This window comes from Roseateles sp. T103 (genome assembly GCF_057219915.1).
Genome location: NZ_JBXVVS010000001.1, coordinates 281,582 through 294,616, shown reverse-complemented (window position 1 = coordinate 294,616; position 13,035 = coordinate 281,582). Strand labels below are relative to the sequence as shown.

At 67.7% G+C, this 13,035-nt stretch carries 11 protein-coding genes and 1 pseudogene; 3 read left to right on the top strand and 9 right to left on the bottom strand.

Going from position 1 to position 13,035, the window contains the following annotated elements; genetic code table 11:
• Positions 1-17: 17 nt before the first annotated feature.
• The 6 genes from AC2EBS_RS01205 to AC2EBS_RS01180 all read right to left on the bottom strand — a co-directional run bounded on the left by AC2EBS_RS01205 (position 18) and on the right by AC2EBS_RS01180 (position 7,182).
• Positions 18-2,432 carry a putative bifunctional diguanylate cyclase/phosphodiesterase gene (locus tag AC2EBS_RS01205; RefSeq protein WP_484726561.1) on the bottom strand — a complete coding sequence of 805 codons (2,415 nt, stop codon included), beginning with the start codon at positions 2,430-2,432 and terminating at the stop codon, positions 18-20.
• A gap of 155 nt (positions 2,433-2,587) precedes the next feature.
• Positions 2,588-3,580: a 2-hydroxyacid dehydrogenase gene (locus AC2EBS_RS01200; protein WP_484726560.1), complete on the bottom strand. Its 993-nt coding sequence runs from the start codon at positions 3,578-3,580 to the stop codon at positions 2,588-2,590.
• A gap of 13 nt (positions 3,581-3,593) precedes the next feature.
• Positions 3,594-5,015 carry a sodium:proton antiporter gene (locus tag AC2EBS_RS01195; RefSeq protein ID WP_484727535.1) on the bottom strand — a complete coding sequence of 474 codons (1,422 nt, stop codon included), beginning with the start codon at positions 5,013-5,015 and terminating at the stop codon, positions 3,594-3,596.
• A gap of 54 nt (positions 5,016-5,069) precedes the next feature.
• Positions 5,070-5,792: a nitroreductase gene (locus AC2EBS_RS01190; RefSeq protein WP_484726559.1), complete on the bottom strand. Its 723-nt coding sequence runs from the start codon at positions 5,790-5,792 to the stop codon at positions 5,070-5,072.
• Positions 5,789-6,232 (bottom strand): acyl-CoA thioesterase, encoded by a 444-nt coding sequence (locus tag AC2EBS_RS01185; protein ID WP_484726558.1) that lies wholly within the window; start codon positions 6,230-6,232, stop codon positions 5,789-5,791. The genes AC2EBS_RS01190 and AC2EBS_RS01185 overlap by 4 nt, the downstream gene beginning before the upstream one ends.
• A 14-nt stretch (positions 6,233-6,246) precedes the next feature.
• Entirely contained in the window at positions 6,247-7,182 is a 936-nt protein-coding gene (locus AC2EBS_RS01180) for a histone deacetylase family protein (protein WP_484726557.1), read from the bottom strand.
• 225 nt (positions 7,183-7,407) lie between these two features.
• Here AC2EBS_RS01180 and AC2EBS_RS01175 point away from each other — a divergent pair, with 225 nt between their 5' ends.
• Positions 7,408-7,956, top strand: a complete 549-nt coding sequence (locus tag AC2EBS_RS01175; RefSeq protein ID WP_484726556.1) for a phasin family protein — start codon at positions 7,408-7,410, stop codon at positions 7,954-7,956.
• Positions 7,957-8,066: 110 nt separating this feature from the next.
• On the opposite strand, the gene AC2EBS_RS01170 is transcribed toward AC2EBS_RS01175, so the two are convergent.
• From AC2EBS_RS01170 to AC2EBS_RS01160, 3 genes are all read right to left on the bottom strand, one after another.
• Positions 8,067-8,738 carry an LON peptidase substrate-binding domain-containing protein gene (locus AC2EBS_RS01170; protein ID WP_484726555.1) on the bottom strand — a complete coding sequence of 224 codons (672 nt, stop codon included), beginning with the start codon at positions 8,736-8,738 and terminating at the stop codon, positions 8,067-8,069.
• Between the two features lie 26 nt (positions 8,739-8,764).
• A complete protein-coding gene (locus AC2EBS_RS01165) occupies positions 8,765-9,691 on the bottom strand; it encodes a patatin-like phospholipase family protein (RefSeq protein WP_484726554.1) in 927 nt (308 codons plus the stop codon).
• A 68-nt stretch (positions 9,692-9,759) separates the two neighbouring features.
• A complete protein-coding gene (locus AC2EBS_RS01160; protein WP_484726553.1) occupies positions 9,760-10,275 on the bottom strand; it encodes a hypothetical protein in 516 nt (171 codons plus the stop codon).
• 267 nt (positions 10,276-10,542) lie between these two features.
• On the opposite strand from AC2EBS_RS01160, the pseudogene AC2EBS_RS01155 reads away from it, so the two are divergent.
• Both AC2EBS_RS01155 and AC2EBS_RS01150 read left to right on the top strand, forming a co-directional pair.
• A pseudogene (locus AC2EBS_RS01155) lies at positions 10,543-11,309 on the top strand (sulfite exporter TauE/SafE family protein).
• A 22-nt stretch (positions 11,310-11,331) separates the two neighbouring features.
• Positions 11,332-13,032 carry a nitrite/sulfite reductase gene (locus AC2EBS_RS01150; RefSeq protein ID WP_484726552.1) on the top strand — a complete coding sequence of 567 codons (1,701 nt, stop codon included), beginning with the start codon at positions 11,332-11,334 and terminating at the stop codon, positions 13,030-13,032.
• Positions 13,033-13,035: the final 3 nt, after the last annotated feature.

Here is a 13,035-nt window from a genome sequence, read left to right as displayed (position 1 = left end):
CGGCGTGCCGCCGTGCTTCAGTCGGCGGCGACTCCCGATGCTGCGGCCTGACGGCTGCGCTCGAGCCAGGCGTGCCAGTGGCCCGGCTCTTCGGGCCGTCCGTACAGAAAGCCCTGCAGCACCTGCACGCCAAGCGAAGCAAGAAACTCCGCCTGCGCTTGCTGCTCCACGCCTTCAGCGACCACGTCGATCTTCAGGCCGTGCGCCAGCATCACGATGCTGCGCACCACGCGCTCGCGGCGCGTGTCGCCGGGGCAGCCGTTGAGGAAGCTGCGGTCGATCTTCAGCACATCCAGCGGCAAGTCGACGAGCTTGCCCAGCGAGGAATAGCCGGTGCCGAAGTCGTCCACCGCCACCTTGAAGCCCGCCGCGCGCAGGCGATACAGCTGCAGCAGCGCAGCATCCTCGTGCTGCGCCAGCGCTGACTCGGTCAGCTCGAGCTGCAGCGCCGCGGGCGGCAGGCCATGGCGCCGCACCGTGGCCAGCACTCGCTCGCACAGACCCTCGCGCTCCAGGTCCCGCACCGAGAGATTGACCGCCATCGACAGCTGCCGGTTGCCCTGCGCATGCCAGCGCGCCAGCTGGGCGCAGGCGGTCTCCAGCGCCCAGTCGGTGAGCGAGGTGATCAGTCCGCAGGCCTCGGCTGCCGGGATGAAGTCCAGCGGCGAGATCGGCCCCAGCTCCCGGCAGCGCCAGCGCGCCAGCGCCTCGAAGCCGAGCAGCTGCCCGTCGACACCGACCTTGGGCTGGTAGAGCAGATGCAGCTCCTGATGCGCCAGCGCATGCGGCAGCGCCGCCTCCACCGCCAGCTGGCGGTCGATGCGGGCGGCCGTCTCTGCATCGAAGACGCCCAGCCCGTCGAAGCGCGTGCGCCAGCGCGCATCGCCCGCCAGGTCCAGCACCAACTCGCTGCGGCGCAAGCATTCGGCGCCGTCAGGGGCGCCGGCTTCGCTGCCCGCCTCGCCGGGCACGACGACCAGGCCCCAGCCGAGGTCCAGCTGCACCAGCTGTTCGCCGATCCAGATCTGCTGTGCCTCGAGCGAGCGCCGCAGGCTTTGCGCCACCTCCAGCACCACGTCCGCGTCGTGCAGCGGCGGCAACACCACGGCCAGCACCGAGGCGCGCACGCGCGCCAGGAAGCAGCGCATCGGCAGCCGCTCCTGAAGCAGCCGCGCAAGCCCGCGCAGCGCCTCGTCGCCGCCATCCACGCCGAAGCGCGCATTGATCTGGCGAAGGTTGTTGATGCGCACGGTCAGCAGCCCGCGCAGGCGCTGCGGCGTCTCGCGGCGCTGCAGCCGGTCGATCAGGCGCACGCAGCGCGCGCGATTGGGCAGGCCGGTGACCACGTCCAGCCGCCGTGCGCCACGCTCGCGGCGCAAGGCCTCGGCCAGATCGGACTGGACGCTGAGCAGCCGAGTCTGGTCCTCGAAGCTGTACACCCACTGCCCGCCCGCCGTGCGTCGGGCGGCGCGCAGCGCGATCGCGCGCGCCTGCGGGCCCTCGCCCAGACGCCAGCGACGCCCCAGCGCCTCGCGCCAGCCCGGGGGCATGGCGGCTGGCGCATCGGCGCGCGCCTGCAGCACGCTTGCCAAGGCACGACCGCGCAGCGCCGCCTCGTCGTGGACGCCCAGCACCGCCAACATGGTGCCGTTGGCACGTACGATGCGGTCCTGCTCGTCGCAGACCAGGATGGGTGCGCCGAAAGCCTGCAGCACATCCTCGGTCTCGCCCAGGCTGCGGGCCAGACGCGCCTGACGGGCGCGCATGCCGCTGCTCAGCCGGAACGCGGCCAGCGGCAGCGCGAGATTGAAGAAGGCAAACACCGAGGCATGCAGGTACAGCGGCGAATCCGGCAGCCGCACCCACTGCTGCGGCAGCTGCGGCCACACAAAGCCCTGCGCCGCCAGCACGAAGCCCAGCGAGTTCAGCAGCATCAGCGACAGCGCGAGTCGCTGGCCGATGAGCAGCGCAGCGATCATCGGCGCGGCATAGGCAAACACATAGCCCAGTCCGGCCAGATCGGGGGACCAGCCGGTGGTCACCAGCATAGACACACTCGCCAGGTAGACCGCCAGCACCAGCGCCATCGCGCCGCGACGCGGCTGCCGGCCGGCCCAGCGCGCCGCCACGGCGAGCACGGCGACGATGACGATCACGATGGGCACCGACAGCCAGCGTTGCAGCAGCACGCCCATCACCGCACTGTGCAGTCCGACCACGGCAGCCAGCGCCACCGAGGCCAGCAGCAATACGCGCAGCACGCTACCGCGCAGCGGATCGGAAGCCGTGCTGCCCGCATCGCGCAGCGCCGCCGCCGGCTCGTCGCCGTTGAGCAGCCAAAGCCGCAACCGGTGCAGTCGTAAAGATAGTCGCTCGCGCATGCCCCCGCACATGCGGTGCAGGCGCACCGCTCCCTCTTGTCGGAATCTCAACCGTTGTTCTCGTTCTTGTGGCGTTTTGGCGCCACCGTATGCAGGTCAGACTCTAACGTTGCCAAAGCGCAGCCCCTTGTGACCTTTGTCACGACTGCAACGCCTGACCGCAGCGTGGCTCGCCAATGCAACAGGCAGCGGGCGGCCGCTGCCGCTCAGCGGACGAGCACTTCAGGGTTCAGCGGCGTCGGCGGCACGCCGCCGGTCAGCGCAGCGATCAGGTTATCTGCGGCCAGATCCGCCATCGCCAGCCGGGTCTTCACCGTCGCACTGGCGATATGCGGGGTTAGCACGACGTTGGGCACCGCGAGCAGGTCCGGATGCACACGCGGCTCGCCTTCGAAGACGTCCAGTCCTGCGGCGGCGATGCGCCGCTCGCGCAAGGCGGCAGCGAGTGCCGCGTCGTCGACGATGCCGCCACGCGCCACATTGGTCAGCGTCGCCGTGGGTTTCATCTTCGCCAGCTCGGCAGCGCCGATGGCGTGATGCGACTCGGCGGAGTACGGCAGCACCAGCACCAGGTGGTCGGCCTCGCGCAGCAACTCGTCCTTGGACACATAGCGCGCGCCGACCTCGGCCTCCTGCTCAGGCAGCAGGCGGCTGCGGTTGTGGTAGATCACCGGCATGCCGAAGCCCAGGTGGCCGCGCCGAGCGATCGCGCGGCCGATGCGGCCCATGCCCAGGATGCCCAGCGTGGCGCCGTGCACATCGGGGGCGATGAACATGTCGTAGGACCACTTGGTCCATTCGCCGCGGCGCAGGAAATGCTCGCTCTCCGCCATGCGACGGGCGGTGGCCATCATCAGCGCGAAGCCGAAATCGGCCGTGGTCTCGGTCAGCACATCGGGCGTGTTGCTGGCCAGCACGCCGCGTGCGGTGCAGGCCGCGAGGTCGATGTTGTTGAAGCCCACCGCCATATTGCACACCGCCTTGAGCTGCGGGCAGGCATCCAGCACTTCGGCGTCGATGCGCTCGCTGCCGGTGATGAAGGCCCCGTCCTTGCCCTGCAGCCGGGCGATCAGCTCGGACTTGCTCCAGACCGTGTCGTCGGCATTGAAGTCGACCTCGAAGTGCGCAGCCAGGCGCTGCACGACAGAGTCGAAGACGCGGCGGGCGACGAGTACGCGCGGACGGTGGCCTGAAGTCATGGGCGGTAGCCTCTTAACGGAACCAGATGAAGGTCATCACGACGAACAGCGGGATCAGCACCGCGCCCGACCAGGCCATGTAGCCGAAGAAGCTGGGCATGCGAATGCCGCGGTCCTCGGCGATCGCCTTGACCATGAAGTTGGGCGCGTTGCCGATATAGGTATTGGCGCCCATGAAGACCGAGCCGGCGGACACAGCGGCCAAGGTCGCGGAGAGCGTGGTCATCAGCTCCGCCGGATCGCCGCCGGCGAGGTTGAAGAACACCAGATAGGTCGGCGCGTTGTCCAGAAAGGACGACAGCAGGCCGCTGAACCAGAAGTAGGCCCAGGGCAGCGGCTGGCCGTCGGCGCCGGTGACGGCGCGCGTCACCGCGGCGAAGGCGCCCTGCTCGCCGGCCTTGAGCATGGCCAGCACCGGGATCATCGTGATGAAGATGCCGACGAAGAGCTTGGCCACTTCCTGCATCGGCGCCCAGCTGAACTGGTTCTTCTCGCGCACCTCGTAGCGGGTGATCGCCAGCGAAATGAAGGTGACCGCGATCAAACCGATGTCGCGCAGCAGCGACTGCAGCTCGACCGGCGTACCGAATACGTCATAGGCAATGCCCGGCTTCCAGATGCCGCTCATCAACACCAGGCCGACCACCGCGGCCAGCGGCAGGAAGTTGATGCCGCCCTCGATGCCGAAGGAGTGGCTGTCGGGCGTCGGGTCCTTGGGCAGCACGCCCTCCTTGCGATACCAGTAGCTGTCGATCACGAAGAAGATCGCCAGCAGGCTGCCAACCAGGAACAGCGTCTCCGGAAAGATGTGTTTGACGGTCCAGAAGAACTCCACGCCCTTGAGGAAGCCCAGGAACAGCGGCGGGTCGCCCAGCGGCGTCAGCGAACCGCCGGCGTTGCTGACGATGAAGATGAAGAACACCAGCACATGGGCGACATGCTTGCGGTTGTCGTTGGCGCGGATCAGCGGGCGCACCAGCAGCATCGACGCGCCGGTCGTGCCCATGAAGCTGGCCAGCACCGCGCCGATGGCCATCAGACCGGTATTCAGAGCGGGGCTGCCGTGCAGATTGCCGCGCACATAGATGCCGCCGGCGGTGGTGAACAGTGCGGTGAGCAGGATGATGAAGGGCAGGTACTCGGCCAGCAGCGTGTGCACCAGTACGCCGCCTGTGGCCCCCGGGCCCTGCGTCAGGGCGAAGGGCAGCAGGAAGGCCAGCGCCCAGCCCGCTGCGATCTTGCCGAAATGGTGATGCCAGATCTTGGGCAGCGCCAAGGGCATGATCGCAATGGACAGCAGCATGCCGGCAAATGGGATGCCCCACAGCGCGCCGAAGGCGCGGCCGTCGATTTCGGCCGCCTGGGCCAGTGGCGCCAGCAGCAGCAGGCTGGCCGCGGCAAGCAGCTGCGGCCAACGATTGAGCAGGGTTTTCATCATGGGCGGCGATTCTGCGCGCAGGGGCTGACGCGGCACTGAGCGCTCGCGCCCTCAGTCGCCCAGAAAGCGCGCGAAGCCGCTGACCGGTTCGCGATCGGAAACCAGGCTGTTCTCGATCGCCGTGGGATCGGCGTAGCCCAGCGCCATGCCGCAGACCAGCATCTGCTCGGTAGCCAGCTGCAACTCGTCGGCAATGATGCGGTGGTACTGCGTGAACGCCGCCTGCGGGCAGGTGTGCAGGCCGCGCGCGCGCGCCGCGATCATGATGTTCTGCAGGAACATGCCGTAGTCCAGCCAGCTGCCCTGCTGCATCACGCGGTCTATGGTGAAGATCAGGCCCACCGGCGCGTCGAAGAACAGGTAGTTGCGGCCGTGCTGGTGGTGCATGCGCGCCTTGTCGCCCTTGGCGATGCCCAGCAGCCCGTAGAGATCCCAGCCGACCTTGCGGCGGCGGTCCACATAGGGCGAGGTCCATTCGCGCGGGTAGTAGGCGTACTCCTCCTGGTGCTGTGCGGCCTCGGCAGGATCGTTGTGCGCAGCCAGCACGCGCTGGCAGAGGCGGTCGCGCGCCGCGCCGCTCAGCACATGGACCTGCCAGGGCTGGGTGTTCGTGCCTGACGGTGCCCGCGAGGCCACGCGCAGGATGTCTTCGATCGTCTCGCGCGGCACCGGCGTCGGCAGGTAGGCGCGCATCGAGTGGCGGCTGGTGATGGCGGCGTCGACCAGCGCGGTCTGCTCGGCAGTGGGGATGTCGTAGAGACCGGGGAGCGTCACAGCTTCAGTCCTTCCAGGGCTTGAAGATAGGTTGGCGGAAGTTGCGCGACCGGACGACGGTTGTCGCGGTCGACGTAGACATGGACGAAGTGGCCGCGCGCGGCGCACAGCGGCTCGCCCTCGGCGAACAGGCCGATTTCGTAGCGCACGCTGGAGCGGCCCTGCTGCGCGACGCGCAGCCCGGCGGCTATGCGCTGCGGGAAGGCCAGCGAGGCGAAGAAGTTGCAGTGCGTCTCCACCACCAGGCCGATGACCTCGCCGCCGTGGATGTCCAGCGCGCCCTGCTCGATCAGGTACTGGTTCACCGCAGTGTCGAAGAGGCTGTAGTAGACGACGTTGTTCAGATGACCGTAGATGTCGTTATCCATCCAGCGCGTGCCCACGGGCACGAAACGGGCATAGGCCTCGCGGCCCTCGGCTTGCGGTCTTGACTGGCTCATGGTGGGGGATTCTTTCATCGCTGCTGCCGCCATAGCGTCCAGCTGTGCGCAGCTTCACTCAGGGTATTCACCTGCACATCGACCGTGGTGTTCAGGTCGTGGCCGTAGCCGCCGGCCATGCTCAGCGCGACGGGAATGCGCCGCGCGCGCAGCGCAGCGAGCACCCGGCGGTCACGCTCGCGCAGGCCGGCGCTGGTCAGCTTGAGCCTGCCGAGCCGGTCGCCCTCGTGAGGGTCGGCGCCGGCCAGGTAGAAGGCCAGTCCTGGCGGGGTGTCGCCGAACTGGCTCCAGATGCGCTCGAGTGCGGTGTCAAGCGCCCCGAGATAGGGCTCGTCGCCGCAGCCGTCGGGCAGCTCGACGTCCAGGTCGCTGGCCTCCTTGCGGAAGGGGAAGTTCTTCGCCCCGTGCATCGAGAAGGTGTAGACACTGTCGTCGTCGCGGAAGATCGCTGCGGTGCCATTGCCCTGGTGCACGTCCAGGTCGATCACCAGCACGCGCAGCAGGCTGCGCTGCAAACAGCCCTGTTCGGCCTGCATCAGCCGCGCTGCGACCGCAACATCGTTGAAGACGCAGTAGCCCGAGCCCTTGTCCGCATAGGCATGGTGGGTGCCGCCCGCCAGATTGGCTGCCACGCCCTCAGCCAACGCCGCCCTTGCTGCCATGATGGTTGCGCCCACCGAGGCACGCGAGCGTTCGGCCATCGACACCGACCACGGAAAGCCGATCTCGCGCAACTCGGCCGCGCTGAGTTGGCCGTGCAGCACCGCCTCGATGTAGCGCGGCGTGTGCGCCAGCAGCAGCTCGTCCTCACTGGCCGGCACAGCGGCGTGCAGCAGGATCAGCCCCGGCTCAGCCTCGATGCGCTCGCGCAGTAGGCGGTACTTGGACTGCGGAAAGCGGTGGCCAGGCGGCAGTTGCAGGCTGTGGGCGTCGGAGTGAAAGGCTTGCATGGCGTGTCGACACCGACGATAGCCCGCTTCCCCGACTTCTGCCTGTCACCTGCTCGTCATGGCTTGCGGGCATGCTTTCCTGGGTGGCCTCCCTAATTTTGCTGCGCCGCACAAAAAGTTCTTGCAATCCGGTTTTCGTGCCCCCATACTTCGATCCATGCTGCAGTGCAACATGAATTGCAGCACCGATCACCCAATTCGCATCAACCCCGCAAGGAGCCTCAAATGCTGACTGCTGAACAAGTTTTCGCCGCCCAAAAAGCCAACGTCGAGACCCTGTTCGGTCTCACCAACAAGGCCTTCGAAGGCGTTGAGAAGCTGGTCGAGCTGAACCTCCAGGTTGCCAAGGCCGCGCTGAGCGAGGCCGCTGACAACACCCAGGCCGCCCTGTCGGTCAAGGACGCTCAGGAACTGCTGGCCCTGCAGGCCACGCTGCTGCAACCGAGCGCCGAGAAGGCCGCTTCGTACAGCCGCCATGTCTATGACATCGCTGCCGCGACCAATGCCGAAGTGGCCAAGGTGGCCGAGGCTCAGCTGGCCGACGCACAGAAGAAGTTCGCCGCCGTCGTCGACAGCGCCGCCAAGAATGCACCGGCCGGCAGCGAGAACGCTGTGGCGCTGATGAAGTCGGCTGTCGCCGCCGCCAGCAATGCTTTCGAGAGCGTGCAGAAGGCTGTCAAGCAGGCGACCGAAGTGGCCGAGTCGAACTTCCAGGCTGTCACCAGCACTGCGGTGAAGGCCTCGGCCCCGGCTTCGCGCAAGCGCGCTGCCTGATCGGATCACTCGCGTACGGTTTTGTCTCCTCGGCCCGGCGGAAGCATCGCTTCCAAGGTGCCGTTCAAGGCCCGGTGTACTCACCGGGCTTTTTTTCGTCCCTGCGGCGCTCAGTCGCCAGGCGCCGACGGACCTGCGCTGGGCATGATGCCCAGGCGCTCAAGCTGATCGGCAATGAGCTCCAGACGCAGCAGCGGGCTGTCCTGCGCCAGCAGGTGCTGGCGCTCGCTGGTCGGCAAGGGCAGCAGCTCGCTCCAGCGGTTGGCCAGCCAGCCACAGTCCTGCCAGCGGTAGGGCGGCTGCACCGGCATCTCGGTGAGCGCCGCCCCCTGAGCCAGGCTGTGCACCAGACTCTGCAGCAGTGGCACCAGCGGAGCCAGATCCGCCGGCACCGCCATCGGCGCATCGTCGGGCAGGCGGCGTGCGCGCCCGACCCACAGCCCATGAGCCAGGCACTCGCAGGCTTCCAGGCGAAAGCGTCGCCCGCCACGGCATCGGAGCGTCAGCAAGCCAGGCTGCGGCCGTTCCATCGAGACGATGTGCGCCAGCGTGCCGAGCTCGTGAAAGCGCTCGCGCACAAAGCCACCCGCGCCATCGTTGCGGCGGACTTCGCCGCCCTCGATCAGGCAAACGGCACCGAAGGCCCGACCCTGCTCCTGGCAACGCCGCACCATGTCCAGGTAGCGGGGCTCGAAAATGCGAAGGTGCAGCACGCCGTCCGGGAACAGCGGTGCCTGCAACGGGAACAACGGCAGGTCGGTCAACAGCTCGTCGTCGTCCATGCCTGCCCTCCTCTTGCCGATTGGGCCTAGCGTGTCTTCGCGGCGATGCGCTCACGCAGCTGCGGCAGCGCCGCCAGCGCCGCCTCGCGTCCCGCCTGGATGGCCCGGCGCCGTGCGGTAAAGTCGGCACTGCCAACGCCATCGAGCCGCGGGCGCATCACCACGTCGGCCTCGCGCAGCTCGAAGACATTGATGCTGCGTCCCATGATGGCAAAGGTCTGCAGCAGCATGCGCATCGCGTCGGCCGGAGACTTGTCCGCTGGCGGCGACGAGATGTCGACGCCGATCACCAGCTCGGCGCCCATCTGACGCGCATGCCGCACCGGCACTGGTGCCACCAGGCCGCCATCGACGAACTCGCGTGCGCCGATCTTCACCGGCTGGAACACCGCCGGCACGGCACTGGAAGCCCGTACCGCCGCGCCGGTGTCGCCGCTGCGGAACAGCACGCCTGAGCCATCCGCGAGATCGGTCGCCAGAATGCCCAGGGGCAGCGGCATCTGCTCGATCAGCTTGCCGCCCGTCTTCTCGCGGACATAGCGCGCCAGCGCCTCGCCGCGGATCACGCCGCGGCCGGGGAAGGACCAGTCGGTGATCGCCCCTTCATCCATGTTCTCGGCCAGCGTGGCCAGTTCGCGCCCGTTCATGCCCGAGGCATACAGCGCGGCAACGAAACTGCCTGCGGAAGTGCCGGCGACAAGGTCCACCTTGATGCCCTGCTCCTCCAGCACCTGGATCACGCCGATATGCGCAAAGCCACGCGCGGCGCCGCCGCCGAGCGCCAAACCGATCGACGGCGGCTTTGGCGCCGCCGGTGGGCGGGACGGCTCGGGTGGGGGCGTCGGGACAGGTGGCGGCGCGACGGAACTGCATGCGCCCAGCAAAGCCGACGCACACACCAGCAGCGCCGCGCGTCGCCGCAGGGCGCTCGGCCGATCGGGAAACGAAGACATGGACGCGATTCTAGAAGTCGCGCCCATGCCCCGCGCCGCCACAGTCCCGCAGCCCGGCGGCGAAACGCTCAACGGCCCAGCAGCGCGCGGCCTTCCTTGCGCTTGGCCTTGGTCGCATCACGTCGGTAGGCCTCTTCGGCGGCTTGACGCAGTGCGATCGCCTTCTCGAGCGCCTCTTGATAGCGCTCGATGGTGTAGGTGCTCTCCGAGGCGATATAGACGCTGCGTCGCTGCGCGGCCGCCCCATAACGAGGCAGCAGCACCGAGAAGCTGCAGTCTCGACGGTTGGGGCTGCGCTCACGAACGATGGGCCCCGAGATGCCAACCGGCAACCCGCTGCTCTTGTTGGCGCTGGGTGTCGGTTTCAGCCGGGACGGGGCCGGCAACTTCGTCATGCGCTTGGACAGCTCCTTGGTCGCAGCAGCCAGGGCCTTCGCCGCGTCACCGAAGGTGCCGTCGGAGTAGAGCTTGGTGCCGCCGTAGCGGAGTTGCCAACCATGAGTCGATTTATGGTCTATGCGCTGGATGCACTGTGGAACGGAGAATTTCTCTCCGTTGTAGATCACGGCTTCTCTGACCTTCATGAGTAATCCTGAAAAAGCTGGATGACTCCCTGAACCTACAGTGTAAGGTGCGCGCCCGGCTCTGCCCTACAAGAAGCTGACAGCACGAGTGACTGGAGCATGCGCACGACAGGCGCGACAGCCAAGGCAGCTCCCCTGGCGGCCTGTGCAAACCAAATTCACCAGGCTGGATAAGCAATCTACAAATCTGTAGTTTGTCCGCATAAGGACCCTCAATACAGTTCGCAGCCTGGCGTTGCCATCGGGGCGACGACGTGAGGGAGCAACTTGGACTGGATCGCAATCGCAAGCGGACTTGGCGTCGGCCTGATCGTCGGGGTGACCGGCGTCGGCGGCGGCTCGCTGATGACGCCGCTGCTGCTGTCCGTGTTCAAGCTGAGCCCGGCCGTCGCGATCGGCACCGACCTCTGGTTCGCAGCGCTGACCAAGGTCTCGGGCTCAGTCGCACATGCGCGCCACGGCCATGTGCGCTGGCGCATCACCGGTCTGCTGCTGGCCGGCAGCATCCCGGCCTCGCTGATCACCGTGGCGCTGATGCACCTGACCGGGCTGACCAAGGGCTGGGCCAGCGCGCTGACCTTCTCGCTGGGCATCGCGCTGCTGCTCACCGCCGTCGTCGTGGCGTTCCGCCCGTCCTGGCAGGCGCTGGGCCTGCGGCTGGAACGCTACATCCCCGAATCGCGCAAGCCCTGGCTGACGGTGGCTTCGGGCGTGCTGCTCGGTTTCCTCGTCTCGCTGTCGTCCATCGGTGCCGGCGCAATCGGCGCCACGCTGATCCTGCTGATCTATCCGCGCATCGAGGCGCGCTACATCGTCGGCACCGACATCGCCCATGCGGTGCCGCTGACGCTGGTCGCCGGCATCGGCCACGCGACCCTGGGTCACGCAACTGGGGCCTGTTGCTGCCGCTGCTGATCGGCTCGGTGCCGGGCATCTGGCTGGGTGCCCACGCCACACGCCGCCTGCCCGACGGCATCGTCCGAGGCCTGCTCTGCGCCTCTCTGGTGATGGCCGGCTGGAAGGTCATCCACTGATTTCGCTGTTTTCCCGCTGACCATGTACGTCTATACCGACTTCGACCGCCAGTTCGTCCGCGCTCGCGCCGCACAGTTCCGCGACCAGCTGGAGCGCAATCTCGCCGGCACGCTGTCCGACGACGAGTTCCGCCCGCTGCGCCTGCAAAACGGCTGGTACGTGCAGCGCCATGCGCCGATGCTGCGCGTGGCCGTGCCCTATGGCGTGCTCTCCAGCCGCCAGCTGCGACAGCTGGCGCGCATCGCCCGCGAGTACGACCGCGGCTATGGCCACTTCACGACGCGCCAGAACCTGCAGTACAACTGGATTCCGCTGCCCAAGGCCGCCGACGTGATGGACCTGCTGGCCGAGGTGGACATGCACGGCATCCAGACCAGCGGCAACTGCATCCGCAACATCACCAGCGACGGCCTGGCCGGCATCGCACCGGACGAGATCGTCGATCCGCGCCCCTATGCCGAAGTGCTGCGCCAGTGGAGCACGCTGCATCCGGAGTTCGCCTTCCTGCCGCGCAAGTTCAAGATCGCCATCTCCGGCGCCGCCGAGGACCGTGCGGCGATCGCCTGGCACGACATCGGTCTGCAGCTGCTGAAGAACGATCAGGGCGAGGTCGGCTTCAAGGTGCTGGTCGGCGGCGGCATGGGGCGCACACCGGTGATCGGCCAGGTGATCAACGAGTTCCTGCCCTGGCAGCAGATCCTCGTCTACATCGAGGCGATCGTGCGCGTCTACAACCGCTACGGCCGCCGCGACAATATGTACAAGGCGCGCATCAAGATCCTTGTCAAGGCCGAAGGCCAGCAGTTCTTCGATGCGGTGAACGAGGAGTTCCGCCAGATCTTCGAGCAGGACGAGGGCGGCCACGAGCACATCATTCCGCAGGCCGAGCTGGACCGCGTCGCGGCCTGCTTCGTCGTGCCCACCGGCGTCGCTGCCGTGCCGCCCATCGACGTCTTCGAGGGCGTGCAGCCCGGCGCCTACAAGCGCTGGCTGGAGCGCAATGTGCACGGCCACCGCGTCAGCGGCTACCGCGCGGTAACGCTGTCGCTCAAGCGCGTTGGCATCGCACCGGGCGACGCCACCGATGCGCAGATGGAAGCCGCGGCAGATCTGGCCGATCGCTTCAGCCTCGGCGAGCTGCGCGTCACGCACGACCAGAACCTGCTGCTGCCCTGGGTGCGCGAAAGCGAGCTGCCCGCCGTCTTCGAGGCCGCGAAGGCAATCGGCTTCACGACCCCGAACATCGGTCTGCTAACCGACATGATCGCCTGCCCCGGCGGCGATTTCTGCGCGTTGGCCAATGCGCGCTCCATCCCGATCGCCGCCGACATCACAGAGCGTTTCCAGGACCTCGACGAGCTCTACGACATCGGCGACATCGACCTGCACATCAGCGGCTGCATCAACAGCTGCGGCCACCACCACAGCGGCCACATCGGCATCCTCGGCGTCGACAAGGACGGCAGCGAGTGGTACCAGGTCACGCTCGGCGGCTCGGACGGCTCGACGCTGTCGGGTGCGGCCGGCGCCGGCAAGGTGATTGGCCCCTCCTTCGCCGCCGACGAGGTGGCCGATGTGATCGAAGCCGTCGTGCAGACCTACCGCAGCCAGCGCAGCAGCGCAGCCGAGCGATTCATAGCCACCGTGCGCCGCGTCGGCATCGAGCCCTTCAAGAGCGCCGCCAATGCGGTGCGCTCCTCAACTGCGACAGCCACCGCCTGAGCC

What these genes read in the sequence shown, in the direction of transcription:
- AC2EBS_RS01200 (WP_484726560.1), bottom strand. Translation starts at nt 3,580, where the DNA reads ATGACTTCAGGCCACCGTCCGCGCGTACTCGTCGCCCGCCGCGTCTTC.
- AC2EBS_RS01195 (WP_484727535.1), bottom strand. Translation starts at nt 5,015, where the DNA reads ATGAAAACCCTGCTCAATCGTTGGCCGCAGCTGCTTGCCGCGGCCAGC.
- AC2EBS_RS01185 (WP_484726558.1), bottom strand. Translation starts at nt 6,232, where the DNA reads ATGAGCCAGTCAAGACCGCAAGCCGAGGGCCGCGAGGCCTATGCCCGT.
- AC2EBS_RS01180 (WP_484726557.1), bottom strand. Translation starts at nt 7,182, where the DNA reads ATGCAAGCCTTTCACTCCGACGCCCACAGCCTGCAACTGCCGCCTGGC.
- AC2EBS_RS01175 (WP_484726556.1), top strand. Translation starts at nt 7,408, where the DNA reads ATGCTGACTGCTGAACAAGTTTTCGCCGCCCAAAAAGCCAACGTCGAG.
- AC2EBS_RS01170 (WP_484726555.1), bottom strand. Translation starts at nt 8,738, where the DNA reads ATGGACGACGACGAGCTGTTGACCGACCTGCCGTTGTTCCCGTTGCAG.
- AC2EBS_RS01165 (WP_484726554.1), bottom strand. Translation starts at nt 9,691, where the DNA reads ATGTCTTCGTTTCCCGATCGGCCGAGCGCCCTGCGGCGACGCGCGGCG.
- AC2EBS_RS01160 (WP_484726553.1), bottom strand. Translation starts at nt 10,275, where the DNA reads ATGAAGGTCAGAGAAGCCGTGATCTACAACGGAGAGAAATTCTCCGTT.
- AC2EBS_RS01150 (WP_484726552.1), top strand. Translation starts at nt 11,332, where the DNA reads ATGTACGTCTATACCGACTTCGACCGCCAGTTCGTCCGCGCTCGCGCC.